This is a genomic window from Pantoea sp. S18, assembly GCF_045689705.1.
Taxonomy (GTDB): Bacteria; Pseudomonadota; Gammaproteobacteria; order Enterobacterales; family Enterobacteriaceae; genus Pantoea; species Pantoea symbiotica.
Genome location: NZ_CP142688.1, coordinates 3,947,742 through 3,969,095, shown reverse-complemented (window position 1 = coordinate 3,969,095; position 21,354 = coordinate 3,947,742). Strand labels below are relative to the sequence as shown.

General features: G+C 55.8%; 19 protein-coding genes. 11 read left to right on the top strand and 8 right to left on the bottom strand.

Going from position 1 to position 21,354, the window contains the following annotated elements; all coding sequences use genetic code 11:
- Window positions 1-22: 22 nt before the first annotated feature.
- A complete protein-coding gene (locus VIJ98_RS18510; RefSeq protein ID WP_154157312.1) occupies window positions 23-2,347 on the bottom strand; it encodes a Tex family protein in 2,325 nt (774 codons plus the stop codon).
- Between the two features lie 192 nt (window positions 2,348-2,539).
- Here VIJ98_RS18510 and greB point away from each other — a divergent pair, with 192 nt between their 5' ends.
- A complete protein-coding gene (gene greB, locus VIJ98_RS18505) occupies window positions 2,540-3,028 on the top strand; it encodes a transcription elongation factor GreB (protein ID WP_154157225.1) in 489 nt (162 codons plus the stop codon).
- 63 nt (window positions 3,029-3,091) lie between these two features.
- On the opposite strand, the gene yjbE is transcribed toward greB, so the two are convergent.
- The gene (yjbE, locus tag VIJ98_RS18500) at window positions 3,092-3,334 is read right to left on the bottom strand and encodes an exopolysaccharide production protein YjbE (RefSeq protein WP_008107912.1); all 243 of its coding nucleotides are present in this window, start codon (window positions 3,332-3,334) and stop codon (window positions 3,092-3,094) included.
- A 512-nt stretch (window positions 3,335-3,846) separates the two neighbouring features.
- On the opposite strand from yjbE, the gene ompR reads away from it, so the two are divergent.
- Together ompR and envZ are read left to right on the top strand one after the other, a co-directional pair.
- Window positions 3,847-4,566: a two-component system response regulator OmpR gene (ompR, locus tag VIJ98_RS18495; protein ID WP_001157751.1), complete on the top strand. Its 720-nt coding sequence runs from the start codon at window positions 3,847-3,849 to the stop codon at window positions 4,564-4,566.
- The gene (gene envZ / locus VIJ98_RS18490) at window positions 4,563-5,927 is read left to right on the top strand and encodes a two-component system sensor histidine kinase EnvZ (protein ID WP_008107911.1); all 1,365 of its coding nucleotides are present in this window, start codon (window positions 4,563-4,565) and stop codon (window positions 5,925-5,927) included. Before ompR ends, envZ begins: the two co-directional genes overlap by 4 nt.
- 90 nt (window positions 5,928-6,017) lie before the next feature.
- Here envZ and pckA read toward each other — a convergent pair whose 3' ends face one another.
- From pckA to VIJ98_RS18465, 5 genes are all read right to left on the bottom strand, one after another.
- Window positions 6,018-7,637, bottom strand: a complete 1,620-nt coding sequence (gene pckA, locus VIJ98_RS18485; protein WP_323275406.1) for a phosphoenolpyruvate carboxykinase (ATP) — start codon at window positions 7,635-7,637, stop codon at window positions 6,018-6,020.
- Window positions 7,638-7,911: 274 nt separating this feature from the next.
- Window positions 7,912-8,784, bottom strand: a complete 873-nt coding sequence (gene hslO / locus VIJ98_RS18480) for an Hsp33 family molecular chaperone HslO (RefSeq protein WP_154157223.1) — start codon at window positions 8,782-8,784, stop codon at window positions 7,912-7,914.
- 23 nt (window positions 8,785-8,807) lie between these two features.
- Window positions 8,808-9,209 (bottom strand): ribosome-associated heat shock protein Hsp15, encoded by a 402-nt coding sequence (gene hslR, locus VIJ98_RS18475; protein ID WP_323275404.1) that lies wholly within the window; start codon window positions 9,207-9,209, stop codon window positions 8,808-8,810.
- Window positions 9,210-9,227: 18 nt separating this feature from the next.
- Window positions 9,228-9,896, bottom strand: a complete 669-nt coding sequence (yrfG, locus tag VIJ98_RS18470) for a GMP/IMP nucleotidase (protein ID WP_061719735.1) — start codon at window positions 9,894-9,896, stop codon at window positions 9,228-9,230.
- A gap of 53 nt (window positions 9,897-9,949) precedes the next feature.
- Window positions 9,950-12,091 (bottom strand): intracellular growth attenuator family protein, encoded by a 2,142-nt coding sequence (locus tag VIJ98_RS18465; RefSeq protein ID WP_154157221.1) that lies wholly within the window; start codon window positions 12,089-12,091, stop codon window positions 9,950-9,952.
- Window positions 12,092-12,488: 397 nt separating this feature from the next.
- Here VIJ98_RS18465 and nudE point away from each other — a divergent pair, with 397 nt between their 5' ends.
- Window positions 12,489-13,055, top strand: coding sequence for an ADP compounds hydrolase NudE (gene nudE / locus VIJ98_RS18460; protein WP_008107898.1), 567 nt, complete (start codon window positions 12,489-12,491; stop codon window positions 13,053-13,055).
- 51 nt (window positions 13,056-13,106) lie between these two features.
- On the opposite strand, the gene mrcA is transcribed toward nudE, so the two are convergent.
- Entirely contained in the window at window positions 13,107-15,653 is a 2,547-nt protein-coding gene (gene mrcA / locus VIJ98_RS18455; RefSeq protein ID WP_323275402.1) for a peptidoglycan glycosyltransferase/peptidoglycan DD-transpeptidase MrcA, read from the bottom strand.
- Between the two features lie 149 nt (window positions 15,654-15,802).
- Here mrcA and pilM point away from each other — a divergent pair, with 149 nt between their 5' ends.
- The 7 genes from pilM to aroB all read left to right on the top strand — a co-directional run bounded on the left by pilM (window position 15,803) and on the right by aroB (window position 21,343).
- On the top strand, window positions 15,803-16,612 hold the full coding sequence (gene pilM, locus VIJ98_RS18450; RefSeq protein WP_154157310.1) for a pilus assembly protein PilM: 810 nt from the start codon (window positions 15,803-15,805) through the stop codon (window positions 16,610-16,612).
- On the top strand, window positions 16,612-17,154 hold the full coding sequence (locus VIJ98_RS18445) for a PilN domain-containing protein (protein ID WP_154157220.1): 543 nt from the start codon (window positions 16,612-16,614) through the stop codon (window positions 17,152-17,154). The genes pilM and VIJ98_RS18445 overlap by 1 nt, the downstream gene beginning before the upstream one ends.
- Window positions 17,147-17,641, top strand: a complete 495-nt coding sequence (locus VIJ98_RS18440) for a hypothetical protein (RefSeq protein ID WP_154157219.1) — start codon at window positions 17,147-17,149, stop codon at window positions 17,639-17,641. Before VIJ98_RS18445 ends, VIJ98_RS18440 begins: the two co-directional genes overlap by 8 nt.
- Complete coding sequence (locus VIJ98_RS18435; RefSeq protein WP_154157218.1) at window positions 17,631-18,008, top strand: HofP DNA utilization family protein; 378 nt, start codon at window positions 17,631-17,633, stop codon at window positions 18,006-18,008. The genes VIJ98_RS18440 and VIJ98_RS18435 overlap by 11 nt, the downstream gene beginning before the upstream one ends.
- A complete protein-coding gene (gene hofQ / locus VIJ98_RS18430; RefSeq protein ID WP_154157217.1) occupies window positions 17,953-19,212 on the top strand; it encodes a DNA uptake porin HofQ in 1,260 nt (419 codons plus the stop codon). Before VIJ98_RS18435 ends, hofQ begins: the two co-directional genes overlap by 56 nt.
- A 481-nt stretch (window positions 19,213-19,693) precedes the next feature.
- Entirely contained in the window at window positions 19,694-20,215 is a 522-nt protein-coding gene (aroK, locus tag VIJ98_RS18425; RefSeq protein WP_008107887.1) for a shikimate kinase AroK, read from the top strand.
- A 39-nt stretch (window positions 20,216-20,254) separates the two neighbouring features.
- Window positions 20,255-21,343, top strand: coding sequence for a 3-dehydroquinate synthase (aroB, locus tag VIJ98_RS18420; RefSeq protein ID WP_061719729.1), 1,089 nt, complete (start codon window positions 20,255-20,257; stop codon window positions 21,341-21,343).
- Window positions 21,344-21,354: the final 11 nt, after the last annotated feature.

The window sequence follows — 21,354 nt, the reverse complement described above, 5'->3', positions numbered from 1 at the left end:
CGCGCGTGTTTAAGGCAGGAACTTAACGTTTTTTGAAGGCGGCGGCGAGCGCATCACCCATGGCGCTGTTGCCCGCCGGAGCGCTGGCGGGTTTGCCGCGACCTTTGTTATTGGCCGCAGGGCGGGCGTTTTCTTTGCCCGCACTACGGTTGCCGCCGCGCGCATTGCTTTCACCGGGCTGCTCGTCCAGACGCATGGTGAGCGCAATACGCTTACGCTGCATATCCACTTCCATCACCTTCACTTTGACGATATCGCCGGCCTTCACCACCTGATGAGGATCTTCAACGAACTTGTCGGAAAGGGAAGAGATGTGCACCAAACCGTCCTGATGCACGCCGATATCAACGAAAGCACCGAAGTTGGTGACGTTGGTGACGGCGCCTTCCAGCACCATGCCCGGCAGCAGATCGTTAAGCGTTTCCACGCCTTCAGCAAATTGCGCGGTTTTAAACTCAGGACGCGGATCGCGGCCCGGCTTTTCCAGCTCTTTGATGATGTCTGTGACCGTTGGCAAGCCGAAACGCTCATCGGTGAAGTCGCGTGCATTGAGATCGCGCAGACCGCCTGGATTGCCCATCAACTCATTCAGCGCCTGCTCGGTGGCGGCCAGAATGCGCTCGACCAGCGGATAGGCTTCCGGGTGCACGGTTGAGGCATCCAGCGGGTTATCGCCGTGGTTGATGCGCAGGAAGCCCGCGCACTGCTCAAAGGCTTTCGGCCCGAGGCGGCTCACCTTCAGCAGCTGCTGACGGTTCTGGAAGCGGCCATTTTCATCGCGCCAGCTAACAATATTCTGCGCCATCATGCGGGTTAAACCGGCCACGCGAGTGAGCAGCGCCACAGATGCGGTGTTGAGATCGACACCGACGGCGTTTACGCAGTCTTCCACCACCGCATCCAGCTTCTTCGCCAGCTGGCTTTGGCTGACGTCGTGCTGATATTGGCCTACACCGATCGATTTCGGATCGATTTTCACCAGCTCGGCGAGCGGGTCCTGCAGGCGACGTGCGATGGAAACCGCGCCACGAATCGACACGTCGAGATCCGGGAACTCCAGTGCCGCCAGCTCGGATGCCGAATAGACCGATGCACCGGCTTCGCTGACAATTACTTTCTGCGCGTTGATCTGCGGGAACTGCTTCTGCACGTCGAGGAAGAAACGCTCGGTTTCGCGCGAGGCGGTGCCGTTACCAATCGCCACCAGTTCAACCTGATGTTTAGCGCACAACGCCGCCACGGCGGTGGCCGCTTTCGCTGCCTGGCCGGTGTGCGGGTAAATGGTATCGGTTGCGACCAGCTTGCCGGTGGCATCCACCACCGCAACTTTCACACCGGTACGTAAGCCCGGATCGAGGCCCATGGTGGCGCGCATGCCGGCAGGCGCGGCCATCAGCAGATCGTGCAGGTTACGGGCAAACACGTTGATGGCTTCATCTTCGGCGCGTTCACGAATGGTGCCCATCAATTCGGTTTCGAGGTGCAGCAGCACTTTGATGCGCCAGGTCCAGCTCACTACCGCTTTACGCCAGCTATCCGCCGGCGCGTTATTCAGGCGCAGCTTAAGATGTTCAGCAATCAGCGTTTCGCCATAGCTTTCACGCGGGGCTTCGTCGAACTGCGGATCGGCATTAAGCGACAGCTGCAGCACGCCTTCGTTGCGGCCACGGAACATCGCCAGCGCACGGTGCGACGGTACGCCGCTCAGCGCTTCGTGGTGATCGAAGTAGTCGCGGAATTTCGCGCCTTCTTCCTCTTTACCTTCCACCACGCGCGCTACCACATGCGCGTTCTTCCACAGATATTCACGCACTTTCGCCAGCAGCGTAGCGTCTTCGGCAAAGCGCTCCATCAGGATGTAGCGCGCGCCATCCAGCGCAGCGCGCACGTCGGCGACCCCTTTGTCGGCATCAACGTAGCCAGCGGCCAGTTGCTCGGGATCCTGCGATGGGTCCTGCCACAGCGTGTCGGCCAGCGGTTCCAGACCGGCTTCAATAGCGATCTGTCCGCGCGTACGACGCTTCTGTTTGTACGGCAGGTAAAGGTCTTCCAGCTCGGTTTTATTCAGCGTGCTGTTGATGGCGGTGGCGAGTTCAGGCGTGAGTTTGCCCTGTTCGTCGATGGATTTCAGAATCGACTGGCGACGATCGTCCAGCTCGCGCAGGTAACTCAGACGGCTCTCCAGCAAACGTAGCTGGGTGTCGTCGAGTCCTCCGGTCACTTCCTTACGATAACGTGCGATAAACGGCACGGTGTTCCCTTCATCAAGTAAGCGAACGGCAGCATCAACCTGGTCGGCGCGTGCCTTCAGCTCACCTGCGATAATCTGGCTCAGTGAATCTTTCATCATCATTAACAATGCTTACACAGGGTTGGAAATAGCGGACAGTTATACGGAATGAGGCCGAAAATTGCCAGCCGGTGGCCCGTGAATCCGTCTTTTTCTGAATGCAGCGCGCGCAATCTTGCTGATGGTCAATCGGTCGCTTATTGTTAGCCTCTTTGCTGCGAAGAACCGCCGTCACCACGAGTTGAAGTCATGAAAACCCAACTGATTACCCGCGAAGGCTATAACAAGCTGCGTGCCGAACACGACCATTTGTGGAATGAAAAGCGTCCGGAAGTGACCAAAATCGTCTCATGGGCGGCCAGCCTCGGCGATCGCTCCGAAAACGCCGATTACACCTACAACAAACGTCTGCTGCGCCAGATCGATCGCCGGGTGCGCTATCTGCGCAAATGCCTCGCCGATCTAAAAATTGTTGATTACGCGCCGCAGCAGGAGGGCAAAGTGTTCTTTGGTGCCTGGGTGCAAGTGGAGAATGAGCAGGGCGATGTGAAGCGTTTCCGCATTGTTGGTCCGGATGAAATTTATGGCGAGACCATGAAAGAGTACATCTCAATCGATTCGCCGATGGCTCGCGCGCTGATCAAGAAAGAAGTGGATGACGAAGTGGTGGTCAACACGCCGGAAGGGCAGAAGTTGTGGTTCGTTAACAGCATTGAATATGTGAAAGAGGCGCCTTAACGGGGCGTTATGAATGGTCAGTTAAGAGTGAAGTGGTCGCCATGAATGGCGACCCTACGGGCATTATTTACCTGGCGTGGTCGCGGTGGTGGTTGAGGTGCTGCTGCCACCTTTGTCGCCGCCGCCCATGGTTGCCAGCGCCACGCCGAGCAGTGCGCCTACAGCGCCAACACCGATCGCGTCTGAGTTACCTTTCGCCGTGGTGGATGCCTGCGCGCCAGCCGCTTCGCCCGCGCTGGTGGCCGCCTGAACCTGAGTGAAGCTGGTCAGTACCAGTGCGCCCAGCAGAATTACCGTTTTTTTCATTTTTCTCTCTCCACATGAACTCAATAACAACAGGTACGAATCCAGTGTCGGAGATCGTGAGAATAGAGGAAAGAGGAGATTACTGATTGATTTGTAGGAATTAATTTAACGCTGGCCTTGTTTTTCAGCGATCGGGAATTGTTCCGAAAACAGATGCGCACTCCCGATGAGAAATGCCCTATTTTATGCTGCCATCACCACAACGCAGGCCTATTCTTCACCATCACCTTAAGCCAAATCGCTCTGAACGCCTCTCTGGTAGCGGGATTTTTTGTCATGAACCAGTAACAGAAAGAAAACGCGCCAAATTTTCAGATAAGCGCTAAGCGGCTTGAAAGCACAGATAAAAAACGCGAAGCGAAGCGCATTTCAGGGCTAAAAATAAATATAAGCTGCTGTTTAATATGCTTTGTAACAATTTCGGCTAGAATATAAACCATTAATGACTGTCACACTGAGGCCTCTTTTTTTAACAATATTGGCTCAGGCAATGGCGCCTTTGGGAGTTGAACATGCAAGAGAACTACAAAATTCTGGTCGTCGATGATGATATGCGTTTGCGTGCGTTGCTGGAGCGCTATCTCACCGAGCAGGGCTTTCAGGTGCGTAGCGTTGCCAACGCCGAGCAAATGGATCGTCTGTTAACCCGCGAATCCTTCCACCTGATGGTGCTTGATTTGATGTTGCCGGGCGAAGATGGTTTGTCTATCTGCCGCCGTTTGCGCAGTCAAAGCAACCCGATGCCGATCATCATGGTCACCGCGAAAGGCGAGGAAGTGGATCGTATCGTCGGTCTGGAAATCGGTGCGGATGACTACATTCCAAAACCGTTTAACCCGCGTGAGTTGCTGGCGCGTATTCGTGCCGTACTGCGTCGTCAGGCCAACGAACTGCCAGGCGCGCCTTCGCAGGAAGAAGCGGTTATCGCTTTCGGTAAGTTCAAGCTGAACCTCGGCACCCGCGAGATGTTCCGTGAAGATGAGCCAATGCCACTGACCAGCGGTGAGTTTGCCGTGCTGAAAGCGCTGGTGAGCCATCCGCGTGAGCCGCTGTCACGCGATAAGCTGATGAACCTGGCGCGTGGCCGTGAATACAGCGCCATGGAACGCTCCATCGACGTGCAGATTTCGCGTCTGCGCCGCATGGTGGAAGAAGATCCAGCGCATCCACGTTACATTCAGACCGTTTGGGGTCTTGGCTACGTATTCGTTCCGGACGGCAGCAAAGCATGAGGCGATTGCGCTTCTCACCCCGCAGTTCGTTTGCCCGCACCTTGTTATTGATTGTTACCTTGCTGTTCGTCAGCCTGGTAACAACCTATTTGGTGGTGCTCAATTTCGCCATTCTTCCCAGCTTGCAGCAGTTCAATAAGGTCCTCGCGTACGAAGTCCGTATGTTGATGACCGATCGGCTGCAGCTGGAAGATGGAACTCAGTTGGAAGTGCCGCCTGCCTTCCGACGCGAAATTTATCGTGAGCTGGGCATCTCGTTGTATACCAACGCGGCGGCGGAAGAGAGCGGTTTGCGCTGGGCGCAACATTACGAATTCCTCAGTGAGCAGATGGGCCAGCAGCTGGGCGGTCCCACCGATGTCCGTGTCGAGGTGAATAAAAACTCGCCGGTGGTGTGGCTGAAAACCTGGCTGTCGCCAGATATCTGGGTGCGCGTGCCGCTCACCGAAATTCATCAGGGCGACTTCTCACCGCTGTTCCGCTACACGCTGGCGATTATGCTGCTGGCGATTGGCGGCGCCTGGCTGTTTATCCGCATCCAGAACCGACCCTTAGTGGATCTGGAGCATGCGGCGTTACAGGTCGGTAAAGGCATTATTCCGCCGCCGCTGCGTGAATACGGCGCGTCGGAAGTGCGTTCGGTGACGCGGGCGTTTAACCAGATGGCGGCCGGTGTGAAGCAGTTGGCCGACGATCGTACCTTGTTGATGGCGGGTGTCAGCCATGACTTGCGTACGCCGTTAACTCGTATTCGTCTCGCCACCGAGATGATGGGCGAGCAGGATGGTTATCTGGCGGAGTCGATCAATAAAGATATCGAAGAGTGCAACGCGATTATCGAGCAGTTCATCGATTATCTGCGCACCGGTCAGGAGATGCAGACCGAACGCGCCGATCTGAACAGCGTACTGGGCGAAGTGGTGGCGGCAGAGAGCGGCTACGAGCGCGAGATTGAGAATGCGGTGATGTCTGAGGATTTGATGCTGGATATCAACCCGCTATCAATCAAGCGCGCGCTGGCGAATCTGGTGGTCAATGCGGCGCGTTATGGCAACGGATGGATTAAGGTCAGCAGCGGCAAGGAGCTGAACCGCGCATGGTTCCAGGTGGAAGATGATGGTCCGGGCATCAAGCCGGATCAGCTACAGCATCTGTTCCAGCCATTTGTGCGCGGCGACAGCGCGCGCAGCACCAGCGGCACCGGTCTTGGTTTGGCGATTGTGCAGCGTATTATCGATGCGCATGAAGGTTCGCTGGAGATTGGTGATAGCGATCGCGGCGGATTGCGGATTCGTGCCTGGTTGCCGATTCCGGAAGGTAATAGCAGTACGGCGGTGGTGAGTATTAATCACAGTTCGTGATCATTGGGAATGTCGCGGTTATTGACCAGGTGGGCATAAATGCCCACCCTACAAAATCTGATGGGCATAAATGCCCCATCAGATTTTAACTTACAACTGCGGACCTGCCTGCACCAACGCCTTCCCGGCGTCGTTATCCGTATACTTCTCGAAGTTCGTAATAAAGCGCTGCGCCAGATCCTGCGCGGCTTGCTGCCAGGCCGCTTCTGTCGGCCAGCTGCGTCGCGGATCGAGAATCGCGCTATCCACCTGCGGTAGAACTTTAGGCATCTGCAGGTTGAACACCGGCAAGGTTTCAGTCTCAACCTCATCCAGCTCACCGGCCAGAATCGCGTTGATAATGGCGCGCGTGTCTTTCAGCGAAATGCGCTTACCACTGCCGTTCCAGCCGGTATTCACCAGATACGCCTGCGCACCTGCCGCTTCCATCCGTTTTACCAGCACGTCGGAATATTGCGTTGGGTGTAGCGTCAGGAACGCCGCGCCGAAACAGGCGGAGAAGGTTGGCGTTGGCTGTGTAACACCGCGCTCGGTACCGGCCAGTTTGGCGGTAAAGCCAGACAGGAAGTGATATTGCGTCTGTTCCGGCGTTAAGCGTGAAACCGGCGGCAGTACGCCAAAGGCATCGGCGGTGAGGAAAATCACTCGCTTGGCATGGCCCGCTTTGGACACCGGCTGCACGATGTTTTCGATATGCTCAATCGGATACGAGACGCGGGTGTTCTCGGTCTTGCTGCCGTCCGCATAATCAACGGTGCCATCGGCGCGCACCACCACGTTTTCCAGCAGCGCATCGCGGCGAATCGCGCGGTAGATTTCCGGCTCCGCCTGCTCAGACAGATTGATGGTTTTGGCGTAGCAGCCACCTTCAAAGTTGAACACGCCATCGTCATCCCAGCCGTGTTCATCATCGCCAATCAGCTGGCGATCCGGATCGGTGGAAAGGGTGGTTTTGCCGGTGCCGGACAGGCCGAAGAACACTGCTACATCGCCCGCTTTACCGACGTTAGCCGAACAGTGCATCGAAGCGATGCCTTTCAGCGGCAGCAAGTAATTCATGATGGCGAACAGACCTTTCTTCATCTCGCCGCCGTACCAGGTGCCGCCAATCAGCTGCATGCGTTCGGTCAGGTTGAAGGCGACGAAGTTCTCGGAGTGTAGTCCTTGCGCCTGCCAGTCTGGATTGGTGCACTGCGCGGCGTTCATCACCACGAAATCCGGTTTGAAGTCAGCCAGTTCGGCTTCGCTCGGGCGGATAAACATGTTTTTTACGAAGTGTGCCTGCCACGCCACTTGCATCACGAAGCGCACGCTGAGGCGCGTATCGGGATTGGCACCGCAGAATGCATCAATCACAAACAGACGTTTGCCGGAAAGCTGCTGGGTGCAGCGATCTTTCAACGCCTGCCAGGTTTCCTGTGACAGCGGCTGATTATCATTTTTGCCGTTGCCGACATCGTTCCACCACAGCGTGTCGCGCGTGGTGTCATCCCGAACGATGTATTTATCTTTTGGCGAGCGACCCGTGAAGATGCCGGTATCCACGGCAATAGCACCGCTCTGCGTCAGAATGCCTCGCGCATAACCTTCCAGCTCTGGGCGAGTTTCTTCCTGAAACAGGGTGTCGAAATCAGGGTTGTACACCACTTCGGTGGTGCCGCTGATGCCCATAGAGGCGAGGTCTTGCGATGTCAGGCCGTTAACGCGCATGTGACTGCTCCTTTAATCGGTATCTGTTACTGCATATTTTTTATGGGGTGATTCTGCTGCCTGCCTGCATAGCCACGCAGGGCAGATCGCGCGCAGTGTACTCTTCTGAGCACGGCGGAAAAGAGAAGATAGTCAGAAATGCGAGCTGGAACGTGACAAGTAGAGAAATCTGCCACTTATGAAACTAAAGTCAGCGTTATTTAGCTAATAACCGTGATAAATGATAGGGATACGTTCAGCAGGAAAGCGGGCGGATGAACCGCCCGGCAGGTGATTAATGTACTTGATCGCTGTTGTTGGTTGGCGCGTTGCGAAGGGCGGCAATATCTACCGCATCGAACACGTAGTGCGAATTGCAATAGTCGCAATTCATGTCGATTTCGCCATCCTCTTCGAGGATTTCGTTTACTTCTTCCACTGGTAGCGTGCTCAGCACTTCGCCACAGCGCTCGCGTGAACAGGTGCACTTAAAGCTCACCGGCGTTGGGTCAAACACCGTGGCTTCTTCCTGATGGTACAGACGCCACAATACGTCGGTCGCTGGCAATTCGATCAACTCTTCGCCTTTCACGGTTTCCGTCAGCGTAGCGAGGTGATTGAAATCATCGAGGTTCGACTCTTGCGCAGGCAACACTTGCAGCAGAATACCGGCTGCGCCTTTGTCGCTGGTGCGGATAAACAGGCGCGTTGGCAGTTGCTCAGAACGCATGAAATAATCTTCCAGACAACCCGCCAGCGTATCCGCTTCCAGGCCAACCACGCCTTGATAGCGCTCGCCTTTCTCTGGCGAGATGGTGATCACCAGATAGCCGTTGCCAACCATCTCTTTCAGGCTGCTGCCCGGTGCGATCTCCGCGTCTTCTTGCACGCGCGCCACGCCACGCAACTCCTGACGGTTGTTACCGTTGATCACCGCCAGCGTCAGCGGACCGTCGCCCTGCAACTGCACCGTGATATCACCGTCAAACTTCAGCGTTGCCGTTAGCAGGCTGGTGGCCACCAGCAGCTCGCCCAGCAAGGTTTTTACCGGCTCAACGTAGTCGTGATTTTCGACGATTTCACGCCAGGTTTCAGTCACATTTACCAGCTGGCCGCGCACGGCGACGTTTTCGAACAGATAACGGTGCAGTTGATCGTTTGTAGACATAGTGTTTCTCTCGTTGGGGCGCGTTATTTATCGCCCGACAATTTAAATTTCATCAGATCGCGGCGCTCTTTCTTATCCGGGCGGCGATCGGGGTGCGGCATGGTTAGTGAATTCATCTTACGTGCCAGCGCAGTTTTCTCGCGCTTGTCGATGCTGGCGGCGGTTTCGGCATACAGCGCCTGGGCTTCGCTGGCCGGGCGGCGCTGATCGGTCACTGCGGTGATCACCACCGTGCGCTCATCGTTGCCCTGACGCAGCGTTAATTCGGCATTCAGCTCAACCAGTTTGCTCGGCTTACTGCGCTGACCGTTGTAGTGCACTTTGCCGCCTTCCACCATTTCTCGGGCGATGGCACGCGTTTTATAGAAGCGCGCGGCCCACAGCCATTTATCGAGGCGCACGCCTTCGCTCACTTTCTCTTTCATGGTATTGCGGCTCCTGCTTTAACGCAGCGTCTCGCACAATTGACGATAATCGCCTACCGCCGGATGACGCTGGAAAGATTGATCGGGCCGACCGGAATCCGGATTGCTGACGCCTAAGCACCAGCGAATGCCCCAACTTGTCGCTGCATCCAGAATCGCTTCGCTGTCATCAATGAATAGCGTGCGCGCGCTGTCAAACGCAGTATGTTGCTGAACGGCCTGCCAGAGACGCGGATCCTCTTTCGGATATCCAAAGGTATGGGTGGAAAGTAATAAATCAAGGTGGGCAGCTAATCCGGTCTGCTCCAGTTTCACATCCAGATTGTAGGGATGCGCATTGGTCAGCAGAATGGTGCGTTTACCTGCGGCACGCAGCGCCTGCAGTAGCGGCAGCGTATCTTCACGCATTGCCGCGCGGTGGCGCTTCTCCCACGTCATGGCGCGAATATCCAGCGCCAGTTCCTGCGACCAGTAATCGAGACAATACCAGTTTAGCGTATGCACCACGGCCTGATACTTCTGCTCAATCAGCTGATGCGCTTCGCCCAGCGTGATGGCGCGTTCGCGGCTCAGGGTTTCCGGAACGTGTTCCAGCCAGAAGTGGCGGTCGAAAGCGAGATCGAGCAAGGTGCCGTCCATATCCAGCAGCACGGTATCAATCTCTGACCAGTTAAGCGTAACCTGCATTTTCTTTCTCGCCGCAAAAAAGTGGGCGACAGGGTAGCACAGAAGGGAAGGGCTCAGAACAGCGAGCGCACGCTCTGCATAGTGTTCAGATTGTGGTTGAAGCACTTATCGTAATACTGCTGAATTTCCGCCATGCGCAGGCGATTACGATGAATACGACGCAGCGCCAGCAAGCCGTTGATCACCGCGCTGGCAATCAGCACCAGCATCAACAGCGCGGTGCCCAAATAGCGCCACTGCGCCATGGCATCCGGCTCGTTATGCAGCGCGATATGGCGTGTGCCGTTGGCATCGGTGGTAATGCTGGTGATGATGCCGCTGGCGGCGAACGGTGTGTGCAGCAGCATGCCGGACATGCGTTGCAGTTCGCGCCATTGTGAAGGTGCATCGAGATCAAACAGCGCGACCGACGGCTGCGGCTGCGTCACCATCTGACGACCTTCATCACTGATAATCAGGAAGCCACCCGGCGGCGGGCTGTTGAGGTTTTCCGCCGCGCGACGCGTTTCACGCGCGAAGAAGCTGGACGTGGCGGTGTTCACCAGGTTTTCCAGCGCTTCGGCACTCACCGGACGCAGCAGCACGTTCATGCCATTCAGCTTGCCGGAATCCGCGCGGTGAATCAGTGAATCCCAATCTTTGGCGTTGCCGAGATTCACCAGCGCATTTTTCAGGCGTACACAATCCTGCTGCTGGCTGCATAGATCCTGAGTTTTCAGTACCAAATCGGAGAAATCATCCAGCAGAATCATGCCGGATTTCTGAATCGCTGAGGCCAGCTGCGGGTTGAGTTTGGGATCGGTATTGGTTTCCGGATGCAGCTGGCGCGTGGTGGTGTCGAGCAGCGCCGAGGCTTTATCGATAATGTCCGATTGCGGCTGTGGCAGCGGCGCGGCGTTATTCCAGTAAATCGCTGAGCAGTCGAACGGCATGTAAGCGTAGCTGCGATTGCTTTGATAATTGCCCGGCACCGAACACATGCCGGTGCCGGCCACTTTCAGGCTGTCGCCGATATGCAGCGGCAGCGCATTCAGCTTATCCACGCTATTCACTTCAATGCTCTCGGTGCCTTTGACCCACGCAAGGCTGAGTTTGATTGGCATGCTGAGAGGAATCCAGGTGAACAGCATCACCAGCACCAGCAGCGAACCGCATGCCAGCACCAGATTTTTACGCCAGCGCTGCACCGGGAAATTACGCACTTCATCCTGCAGCGACAGGAAGCGACCCTGACGCACCACTTGACGATTGAGATACATCTCGACGTCGGTGGTCTGGCCTAAATCATGCGCCACATACGGCTGCCAGTGCGCGGGATAGATTAAATCGATAATGCCCAGCGAGATGTTGCTCTGCTCCTGATTGGATTCACCAAACAGGCCCCAGCGCTTGGGCGCGCCGCGCAGGCAATGCACATCACGTAAGCCTTTGGCGCCAGGGAAGCGATAGAGGAACCACAGGCTGACGGCGATCATCAGGCAGCCGAGCAGGGCAATCCAACCCATCAGGCTGCCGGGCAGCACCAGACTCAGGAAGAACAGCAGGAACGCGAAACAGATGGCGACCGCTTCGCGCGTGCCGTCTGCGCGTGACAGTTGATACTCTTCCGAGGTCTCTTTGCGTACCTGCAGCAGCTCAACGTTTTCGCTCTCTTCTTTGCGAATCGATGCGTTGGTGGACATCGGACGCACCAGCGGCGGCAGCGCCGGTTGTTCCACGGCGTAATTCACCAGCGAATGTCCGTTGAGCGAAATCACCAGCGGCAGCGTTTGCGTGCGGATCAGCTCTACGTAGTTCTCTTCGGCGATGTACTGTTCCCACAGCGGCGGCAGATGCACTTCGACTTCGTCGAGATAGTAGCGCCATTTCTGCGGATCGTCGGTAGAGAGGCCATAGCGGGTGATGGAGCGGGTGACAGGATAAACGTTGTTGCTTTGCGCGGTGAGCGTCAGCGCTTCAGTTTCGCGCGACTTCTTTGCCGAGCGTGCGCTGCTGTGTTGCTGCTGTTTGGCGATGAGCGCGATGTACTTTTCAACAGCGGTGCGTTCTTCGTCGGTGAGCTTGCGATTAGGCGGACTGATAAACGGCAGTGGTTTCGCCAACGGCGGACGATGCCGCATAGCGTACCAATAGCCGATACCTGCTAAGAGGGAACAGGCGAGCATGACAGCCAGAATGACAATATAAGTGCTCATGCTTTGCTCAATCCAGCCAAAAAACTGCCTTCACGTTAACGATTTACTCCCGGTGAATCCATCAATACAAGTCAATTTTGGCGAGCAGATGTCATTCTGACAAGGGAAAAGTCAGATAAAATAACGCGCAAAATCATTTAATTATAGTTTGTTAGATTATTCCTCAACGGGATGTTAACCAGACATGACTCAATTAAATATCGGTATTTTCTGAATTTAACAATACACCGTTGACTTATTGTGAATTTTTAACTGCATAGATAACAAGAAGTTGTTAGCAGCCGTAAGTGAATATGTGTCACCATAGTTTACTTACGCTGCGTGTCGCACAATAGTTCTGGCTTCGGTATGCTGGCGTCATCACGTTTCACAGGGTTGTGCTAAGTTTGAGGCTGATATGAAAACCCCAATGAAAAAACCTGACATCCTCAATGTGGCAGCGGTGGCCCGCTCCCGCCTGTTCACTATCGAAGCGGTCGATCTCGCTTTCAGCAATGGCGCGCGCCGCGTCTATGAACGCATGAAACCTTCCGATCGTGAAGCGGTGATGATTGTGCCGATTATTGGCGATGACGTGATCCTGATTCAGGAGTACGCCGTCGGTCTGGAAAGTTACGAACTGGGCTTTCCGAAAGGGCTAATCGATCCCGGCGAAAGCGCCTTTGAAGCGGCCGATCGCGAACTGAAAGAAGAAGCGGGATTTGGTGCCACCAAGCTGGAAGCGCTGGGCAAGCTGACCATGGCACCCTCATATTTCTCCAGCAAGATGAATATTGTAGTGGCGGAAGGGTTGTACGAAGAGAAACTGGAAGGTGATGAGCCGGAGCCGCTAATCGTCCATCGTTGGCCGCTGAATAATCTGCTGGCGCTGCTGGAGGAACCGGACTTCCGCGAAGCGCGTAACGTCAGTGCGCTGTTTATGGTGCGCGAGTGGCTGGTAAAGCAGGGCCGTTTAAGCTACTAAATTTCATCATGGTATAAAAAAGAAAGCCGGCAAATTTGCCGGCTTTTTTGATCAGAACAGTTCGTGGCTTTGGCCGTTGTCCATGATGGTGGTGCCCACATCATGCACCGAATACTCCGTTGGCTGCGTGCCATTGATGAAGTACTCCTGACGCGAGTTGCCGCCATTGGCCAACTTGCCGGTGCCGCGATCGATGTTAACGGTGACCACGCCATCTGGCGGTGTCAGCGGCTGCACCGGCACGCCTTCCAGCGCGGATTTCATATAGTCATCCCACGCTGGCTGCGCACTCTTCGCTCCACCTTCGTAACCGGAGATTTGATCCGGAATCGCGCCTGACATAGTTGAGCGACCCAGCGCGCGTGAATCATCGAAACCAATCCACACTGACGTCACCACGCCCGGACCGTAACCGGAGAACCACGCATCTTTTGAGCTGTTGGTGGTACCGGTTTTGCCGCCGATATCATTACGCTTCAGGTCACGACCGGCACGCCAGCCCGTTCCCATCCAGCCTGGTTCGCCGAAGATGTTGGTGTTCAGCGCGCTCTTGATCAGGAATGACAGCGGCGTGTTGATCACGTGCGGGGCATACTGCTGCTCGCCACCCGGCTGCGGTTGGGCAGGAACTTGCTCCAGCTCCGGCTGCGGCACGGTTTGGTTCTGCGATTGATCGGAGGTCGCGACATTCTCGACGCTCTCTTCGTTCAGCGCGACCGACTTTTTGGTATCGCCATAGATCACCGGCAAGTTGCACTGCGGACAGGCAATCTTCGGTTTCTCTTCAAAGATCACGCCGCCTTGTTCGTTCTCAATCTTAGTGATGAAGTACGGGTCGACCAGGAAGCCGCCGTTCGCCATCACCGCGTAGCCACGAACCACCTGCATTGGGGTAAAGGACGCGGCGCCTAACGCTAACGATTCGGTATGCACGATGTTCTGCGCCGGGAAGCCGAAACGCTGCAGATATTCCGCCGCGTAATCCACGCCCATCGCACGCATCGCACGCACCATCACCACGTTTTTCGACTCGCCTAAGCCCTGACGCAAACGGATTGGACCCGCATAAGTAGGCGGTGAGTTCTTCGGACGCCAGTCAGCACCCGCACCGGCATCCCAGCGCGAAATCGGCACGTCATTGAGAATCGATGCCAGCGTTAAACCGCGATCCATTGCTGCGGTATACAGGAATGGCTTGATGTTGGAGCCCACCTGGCGCAGCGCCTGGGTCGCGCGGTTGAACATGCTCTGGTTGAAGTCGAAGCCGCCCACCAGCGCGCGAACCGCACCATCTTCTGGATTGAGTGACACCAGCGCGGAGTTCACCGCCGGAACCTGGCCGAGCCACCAATCATCATTCACTTTGCGCACCCAAATCTGCTGGCCGGCTTGCAGCACCTGCGTCACGCTACGTGGCGTTGGGCCTTGCAGCGTGTCAGATTTGTAAGCACGCGCCCAGCGCACGCCCGCCATATTCAGCGTGACGTTGCTGCCATCTTTCAGCATTGCCGTGGCTTGATCGGCGCTGGCGTTAGTGATTACCGCAGCATTCAGCGGTCCGTAAGTCGGCAGATTTTTCAGCGCGTTCTGGATGCGGGTTTGATCCCAGCTCGCTTCGCCCACTTTCCACAGCACGTTGGTCGGGCCGCGATAGCCGTGGCGCATGTCGTACGCCATCACATTGTTACGCACCGCCTGCTGCGCAGCTTCCTGCAGATGGCGAGTAACGGTGGTGTAAACCTTGTAGCCATCTTCATAAGCGCTGTCACCGTAACGCTTCACCATCTCCTGACGCACCATTTCACTTAAATATGGTGCAGAGAAAGCGATTTCCGGGCCGTGATAGCTGGCCGCCAGCGGCGTGTTACGCGCGTCGTTATATTGCTGCTGCGTGATGTAGTTTTGGTCCAGCATACGCGCCAGCACCACATTACGACGCGCCAGCGCACGCGTATGAGAGTAGAGCGGGTTGAAGGTCGAAGGGGCTTTCGGCAATCCTGCAATCATCGCCATTTCACTCAGCGACAGTTGATCAATAGGTTTACCAAAATAGACCTGCGCCGCCGCGCCCACGCCGTACGCGCGATAGCCGAGATAAATCTTGTTGAGATAGAGCTCAAGAATTTCATCTTTGCTCAGCAGCTGTTCGATACGGATCGCGAGGAACGCTTCCTTAATCTTACGCATCAAGGTGCGTTCCGGGCTGAGGAAGAAGTTACGCGCCAACTGCTGAGTAATGGTGCTGGCGCCCTGCGAGGCGTGACCGGACATCAGCGCAATGCTGGCTGCACGGAAAATCCCCACCGGATCGACACCGTGATGCTCGTAGAAACGGCTATCTTCGGTGGCAATAAACGCTTTGATTAACTCAGGCGGCATCTGTTGTAGGGTCAGCGGGACACGGCGCTTCTCGCCGTATTGGGCGATCAGGTCGCCATCCGCGCTGTAAACCTGCATAGGAGTTTGCAGGCGCACATCTTTCAATGTGTTCACATCAGGCAGCTGCGGCTCTATGTATTTGTACAAACCATAAACCGTACCGGCTCCCAGCAAAATGCAACACACTGCAAGGATCAATAAATACTTTACGAACTTCACCTGAGAATTCCCATCTGTTGTCGTTTGAGCAGTTTATAAGCAACCGCGCGGTAGTATAAAGACAAGCCTGACGCTTTGATATACCCGCAATAATTGAAGTTGGCCGGGTATTGGAGCTCATTACCTTCAATGATAAGGAGATCATGCGTATGGCTTTTCAGCGCTGGCAAATTGGACTGGACATCCAAAACGGGCAACTGTGCGCCCTTGGCATCGAACGTCGACGTCATGGTTGGCAGTTGCGACACTGGTGGCAACAAACGCTGCCGCAAGATACGTTAAGAAACGGCGTGCTGCAAACCACGCCTGCGTTACTGGATATGTTAGGGCGCTGGCAGCGCCAACTGCCGAAACGCTATTCACTGCGCGTTGGCCTGCCGCCGCAGTTGGTATTGCAACGCACTTTGCTCATGCCGGAAACCTCGCTGCGTGAGCCCGCGCTGGGGCGCTATGTGGCGGCTTCCGCACAGCGCCTGTTTCCCGTCGAGCCCTCTTCGCTGTCGCTGGATTATCGATCGCCGGGCAAAGATTCTTCGCTGTGCGTCACCGCCGCGCGGCGTGAGGTGATTGCACAATGGCTGACGCCGCTCAAGCAGGCAGGCCTGCGCCCGGACGTGTTCGAACTGAGCAGCCTGGCGCTGACGCAGATCGCCATGCGGCTGCCGTTACGCCACAACCAGTTATTGATTCATCCGCTCAGCGATCACTGGCTGTGGACGCTGGCGGGCGAAAGCACCACTTCAGGCGCGGCCACCGAACCTCTCAACCTCGCGCAATTACGCGAGACCTTCCCGCAGATGGAAAACGTGTTCTGCACTTCAAACCAGGTTTTGCCCGAGGAGCAGGTTAAACGCTGCAAACCTTTTTCACTGCTGCACTATCTGCAACCGCCGTTGCCCGCGCATGACGGTATTTTTGCCATCGCGCTTGGGCTGGCGCTGCGCCCGGAGGATGTCTAATGCTGGCGGTTAACCTGCTTCCCTGGCGCATTCAGCAATCGCAGCGGCGGCGCCAGCAGAGCATCTCGCTGCTATTGCTTACGGTGGCGGTGACCTTGCTGGTCCTCTCATTACTATGGTGGCGTGGCGTTATTGCGCGGCAGCAACAGACGGACGCACTGATGGATATCACCTTTATCCTCAGCGCACTGCAGCAACAGCTGGAACAGCAGCAATCGCTATTGAAGCTGCGTGAATCACTGTTTCAGGCGCAGCAGGAACAGCTGCAGCGGCAAGAGCAGCATCAGCGCTGGCAGCATTTTTGGCAGCAGTTACCGGAGTTGATGCCTGACACCTTGTGGCTGAATCGCCTCGAACGCCGGCAAGGGCAATTGGTGTTGGAGGGGCAGGCGCAGAGCATGGCGGCGGTCAGTGATTTTCGTCATCAACTGATCACCCAGCCGCTGTTCAGCAGCGTAAAGCAGGGCAGTGTAAAGCGCGAGACGGGTGGCGACTATCGCTTTGCTTTGCATGCGCGGGTGCAGGAGGCGACAGATGAATGAACTCCTGCAGCGCTGGCTGATGCTAACGCTGCCGCTGCGTATGGTTTGGCTGCTGATGTTATCGCTGCTGCTGTTTGCGCTGATGTGGATTGTGCTGCTTCGTCCGCAGCAGCAGATGCATGAAGCGCAAGCGCGGCAGCTGGAACAGATGCGGCAACAGCAGCAACAGTGGCTAAAACAGCTGGCTTCACTTCCGGCGATTGATGCCTTGCAGAGCGAGATTAGTCTGCTTCAGCAACCCAAGAAGGATGCAGACGCTCAGCAAACGCTGGAGCGAATCGTGGCGGCGCGCGGCAATCAGCTGGAAGCCTGGCATCCGGATAGCCAGCCGCAACAGCTGCAGCTAAGGCTGATCTGGCCGCAATTTCTGCCGTTGTTTAGCGAATTAGCCAACACCCGATTACCGGTGCCACAACGCTTTCAGCTGCAAGCCGAGCAGGGCGTATTGAACACGCAACTTTGGCTGGAGAGTGACGATGCGGAGTAGCGCATTACTGCTATTGCTCTGTAGCTCGCTGGCGTTGGCGCGCGACCCTTTTCAGCCGCTGGCAGAAACGCTGTGTCAGGCGCAGGTGGCTGCCCCAGAAGGCTGGCGTTTGCAGGGCATTATTGGCACGGCGACGCACTACGTGGCGTGGCTGGTGTCGCCACAAGGCAAAAGCCATCGGCTGAATGATCAAGCGTCGTTACCCCAGTCGCCCTGGCAGGTCGTGCAGCTTACGTCGCGCACGCTGGTGTTGAGTGCAGCACAAAGCTGCAAGCCGCAGCAAATCACATGGGTAATAAAAGGAGGTTTCTATGAAATGGATGACGTTACTGATGCTGCTGTGTCTGAGCATGCCGCTGCGCGCTAATGGCGACCGATTAAGCCTGACGTTTGATGATGCGCCAGTTGAACGTATTTTGCAGGCGCTGGCCGATTATCAGCAGACTAATCTGCTGATTGCGCCAGGCGTTGAAGGTCGACTGTCGCTGCGATTAGATAATGTTGGTTGGGATCGTGCACTTGCTCTGGTCACACAGCTGGCAAAACTCACCGTGGTGCAGGAAGAGGGCGTTTTGTTGGTCTACCCGGAAAGCTGGCAACAGCTGCAGGTGCAACAGGAAAAGGAGGAACGCGAGGAGGAAAAACAGCAAACGCCGCTGGAGCAACAAACCGTGACGCTGCATTACGCCAGCGCCAGCGATATTTATCGTAGCCTGCAAGCCGAGCGTTCGTTGATGACGCCGCGCGGTAGCGTCACGGTCGATAGCCGCACCAACAGTTTGCTGCTGCGTGACACGGCTGAGGCGCTGCGTGACACCGAACGCTGGTTAAAAGCGCTGGATTTACCGCTCGAGCAGGTTGAGCTCACCGCGCACATCGTCACCATCAATGAAGAGCATCTGCGCGAGCTGGGCGTGAACTGGGGCACGTCACCGGCCGAAGTGGTGACGCAGGCGCTACGCAATCCGTTGCTCGAGATCCCACTGGCGGTGAGCAATCCGGCGTTTCGCGCAGGCGTGACGTTGGGCCAGGTCAGCGGCGAGTTGCTAAACCTCGAGCTGAGTGCGCTGGAGCAGGAGAACCAAATCGAAATCATCGCCAGTCCGCGCTTATTTACCTCGCATCAGCAAACCGCCAGCATCAAGCAGGGCACGGAAATCCCTTATGAGGTGAAATCAGGCAACAGCGGCGCGACTGCCATTGAATTTAAGGAAGCGGTTTTGGGTATGGAAGTAACACCGGTGGTGCTGGGAAATGGCCGCATCCAGCTCAAATTACGGCTGAGTCAGAACTTGCCGGGACGCAGTCTAAACATTGGCGACAATCAGGTGCTGAGTATTGATAAGCAGGAGATCGAGACTCAGGTAACGCTGCGCGATGGCGAAACCTTAGCGCTGGGCGGCATTTTCCAGCAGCAGCGTTCGCAGAGCGAAAAACGCGTGCCCTGGCTTGGCGATCTGCCGTTACTGGGCAATTTGTTCCGCCAGCAAACCGATGAGCAGAAGAAAAAGGAGCTGGTGATCTTTATTACTCCCCGACTGGTCAGGGAAGCAGCGCTTACTGCCGGATAAAGCGGAAAATTCGCTCTGTGAGGCCAACTGCGTTGACGCAGGGCTGGAATTAGCTTACAAGGTTTAGCGATTTTCAAAACGGTGTAACGGAACGCGGCAGAATAACCTTCCGAATGACGTTGGTCACAAGCGATACTGACGTCAAAAGAAATATCTCCAAAATAATTCGAGCTCCAGTAAGACGTTAAATGAGTGAATGCACTGTGCTTACATCGGTAAGCGATTACAGTGGATGACCCCGGCCAGCGTGCCTGTAGCACGAAATATAGCGGATTAGCGGAGGTGCGTTACCGTCTCGCGAACCACAGACCGGTCCTGTTAAGAGGTCGCCGGGGGCAATTTATTCGGTTGCCAAACGGCCATGAGTGTTGAGATAATTTTCCGTCTGACTCTTGTTAACGCTCATGAGGTCTCAGTTCCTGTCCCGCCAGCTACGCTGAACGCGGGGTATCATCAACGAATTCTTAGTAATACCGATAAAATGGCAGAGAAACGCAATATCTTTCTGGTTGGGCCGATGGGTGCCGGCAAAAGCACTATTGGTCGTCAGTTGGCTCAGCAACTCAATATGGAATTTTTCGATTCCGATCAGGAAATTGAGCGACGCACCGGAGCGGATGTAGGCTGGGTATTTGATGTGGAAGGCGAAGAAGGCTTCCGCGATCGTGAAGAAAAGATCATTAATGAGCTGACCGAGAAGCAAGGCATTGTCCTCGCGACCGGTGGTGGCTCAGTCAAATCCCGCGAGACCCGTAATCGTCTCTCCGCCCGCGGTGTGGTCGTATACCTTGAAACCACCATCGAAAAGCAACTTGCTCGAACCCAGCGTGATAAAAAGCGTCCGCTGTTGCAGGTTGAATCACCGCCGCGCGAAGTACTGGAAGCGCTCGCAGGTGAACGTAATCCGCTTTATGAAGAGATCGCTGATGTCACTATTCGCACTGACGATCAAAGTGCAAAAGTGGTGGCCAATCAGATCATCAACATGCTGGAAAAGAACTAATCCAGCGCCCTGAGGGCTCAGCAATAGGTATCGGTCATCATGGAGAAGATCACTGTCTCACTCGGGGATCGCAGTTACCCCATCACCATCGCTGCCGGACTGTTTAACGATCCGGCTTCTTTTTGGCCGCTCAAAGCAGGCGACAATGCCATGCTGGTGACAAACCAGACACTGGCGCCGATCTATCTTGAATCTCTGTCAGCGCTGCTCAGCAATGCCGGCATTAAGGTAGATCAGGTAATTTTGCCTGATGGTGAGCAGTACAAAACGCTGGCGGTTATGGACGAGGTATTCACCGCGCTGCTGAAAAAGCCGCACGGTCGTGATACCACGTTGATTGCACTTGGTGGTGGCGTGATTGGTGACTTGACCGGCTTTGCTGCAGCCAGCTATCAGCGTGGTGTGCGCTTTATTCAGGTGCCGACCACGTTGCTGTCTCAGGTTGACTCCTCCGTTGGTGGAAAAACCGCGGTCAACCATCCACTCGGCAAAAACATGATTGGGGCGTTTTATCAGCCCGCGTCTGTCGTGGTGGATACCCATTGCCTGGCCACTCTGCCACCGCGCGAATTAGCGTCCGGTCTGGCGGAAGTGATCAAATACGGCATTATCCTTGATGGCGAATTCTTCCAGTGGCTGGAGCAGAACCTTGATGCTCTGCTGGCGCTGGATGAAAAAGCCCTTGCTTACTGCATCCGTCGCTGCTGCGAATTGAAAGCAGAAGTGGTTGCGGCTGATGAACGCGAAACTGGCGTACGTGCACTGCTCAATCTGGGCCATACTTTTGGTCATGCGATTGAAGCGCACATGGGCTACGGCAACTGGCTGCACGGCGAGGCCGTATCGGCTGGCATGGTGATGGCCGCACGTACCGCAGAACGTTTAGGGCAGTTCACCTCAGCTGAAACCGATCGCATTATCGCGCTGCTGCTGCGTGCTGGTTTGCCTGTACATGGCCCGGCGAGCATGGCGGCGGAAGATTATTTGCCACACATGATGCGCGATAAGAAAGTGCTGGCGGGCGAGCTGCGTCTGGTGCTGCCTCTCGCTATTGGCCGCTCTGAAGTGCGTGGCGGTGTGGCACATGATATGGTGCTGGCAGCAATCAACGATTGCCAGAAACCCTGATTATTAGAAGT

Excerpts from the sequence above, each read along its gene's own strand:
- VIJ98_RS18510 (WP_154157312.1), bottom strand. The coding sequence starts at position 2,347 with ATGAAAGATTCACTGAGCCAGATTATCGCAGGTGAGCTGAAGGCACGC.
- greB (WP_154157225.1), top strand. The coding sequence starts at position 2,540 with ATGAAAACCCAACTGATTACCCGCGAAGGCTATAACAAGCTGCGTGCC.
- yjbE (WP_008107912.1), bottom strand. The coding sequence starts at position 3,334 with ATGAAAAAAACGGTAATTCTGCTGGGCGCACTGGTACTGACCAGCTTC.
- ompR (WP_001157751.1), top strand. The coding sequence starts at position 3,847 with ATGCAAGAGAACTACAAAATTCTGGTCGTCGATGATGATATGCGTTTG.
- envZ (WP_008107911.1), top strand. The coding sequence starts at position 4,563 with ATGAGGCGATTGCGCTTCTCACCCCGCAGTTCGTTTGCCCGCACCTTG.
- pckA (WP_323275406.1), bottom strand. The coding sequence starts at position 7,637 with ATGCGCGTTAACGGCCTGACATCGCAAGACCTCGCCTCTATGGGCATC.
- hslO (WP_154157223.1), bottom strand. The coding sequence starts at position 8,784 with ATGTCTACAAACGATCAACTGCACCGTTATCTGTTCGAAAACGTCGCC.
- hslR (WP_323275404.1), bottom strand. The coding sequence starts at position 9,209 with ATGAAAGAGAAAGTGAGCGAAGGCGTGCGCCTCGATAAATGGCTGTGG.
- yrfG (WP_061719735.1), bottom strand. The coding sequence starts at position 9,896 with ATGCAGGTTACGCTTAACTGGTCAGAGATTGATACCGTGCTGCTGGAT.
- VIJ98_RS18465 (WP_154157221.1), bottom strand. The coding sequence starts at position 12,091 with ATGAGCACTTATATTGTCATTCTGGCTGTCATGCTCGCCTGTTCCCTC.
- nudE (WP_008107898.1), top strand. The coding sequence starts at position 12,489 with ATGAAAACCCCAATGAAAAAACCTGACATCCTCAATGTGGCAGCGGTG.
- pilM (WP_154157310.1), top strand. The coding sequence starts at position 15,803 with ATGGCTTTTCAGCGCTGGCAAATTGGACTGGACATCCAAAACGGGCAA.
- VIJ98_RS18445 (WP_154157220.1), top strand. The coding sequence starts at position 16,612 with ATGCTGGCGGTTAACCTGCTTCCCTGGCGCATTCAGCAATCGCAGCGG.
- VIJ98_RS18440 (WP_154157219.1), top strand. The coding sequence starts at position 17,147 with ATGAATGAACTCCTGCAGCGCTGGCTGATGCTAACGCTGCCGCTGCGT.
- VIJ98_RS18435 (WP_154157218.1), top strand. The coding sequence starts at position 17,631 with ATGCGGAGTAGCGCATTACTGCTATTGCTCTGTAGCTCGCTGGCGTTG.
- hofQ (WP_154157217.1), top strand. The coding sequence starts at position 17,953 with ATGAAATGGATGACGTTACTGATGCTGCTGTGTCTGAGCATGCCGCTG.
- aroK (WP_008107887.1), top strand. The coding sequence starts at position 19,694 with ATGGCAGAGAAACGCAATATCTTTCTGGTTGGGCCGATGGGTGCCGGC.
- aroB (WP_061719729.1), top strand. The coding sequence starts at position 20,255 with ATGGAGAAGATCACTGTCTCACTCGGGGATCGCAGTTACCCCATCACC.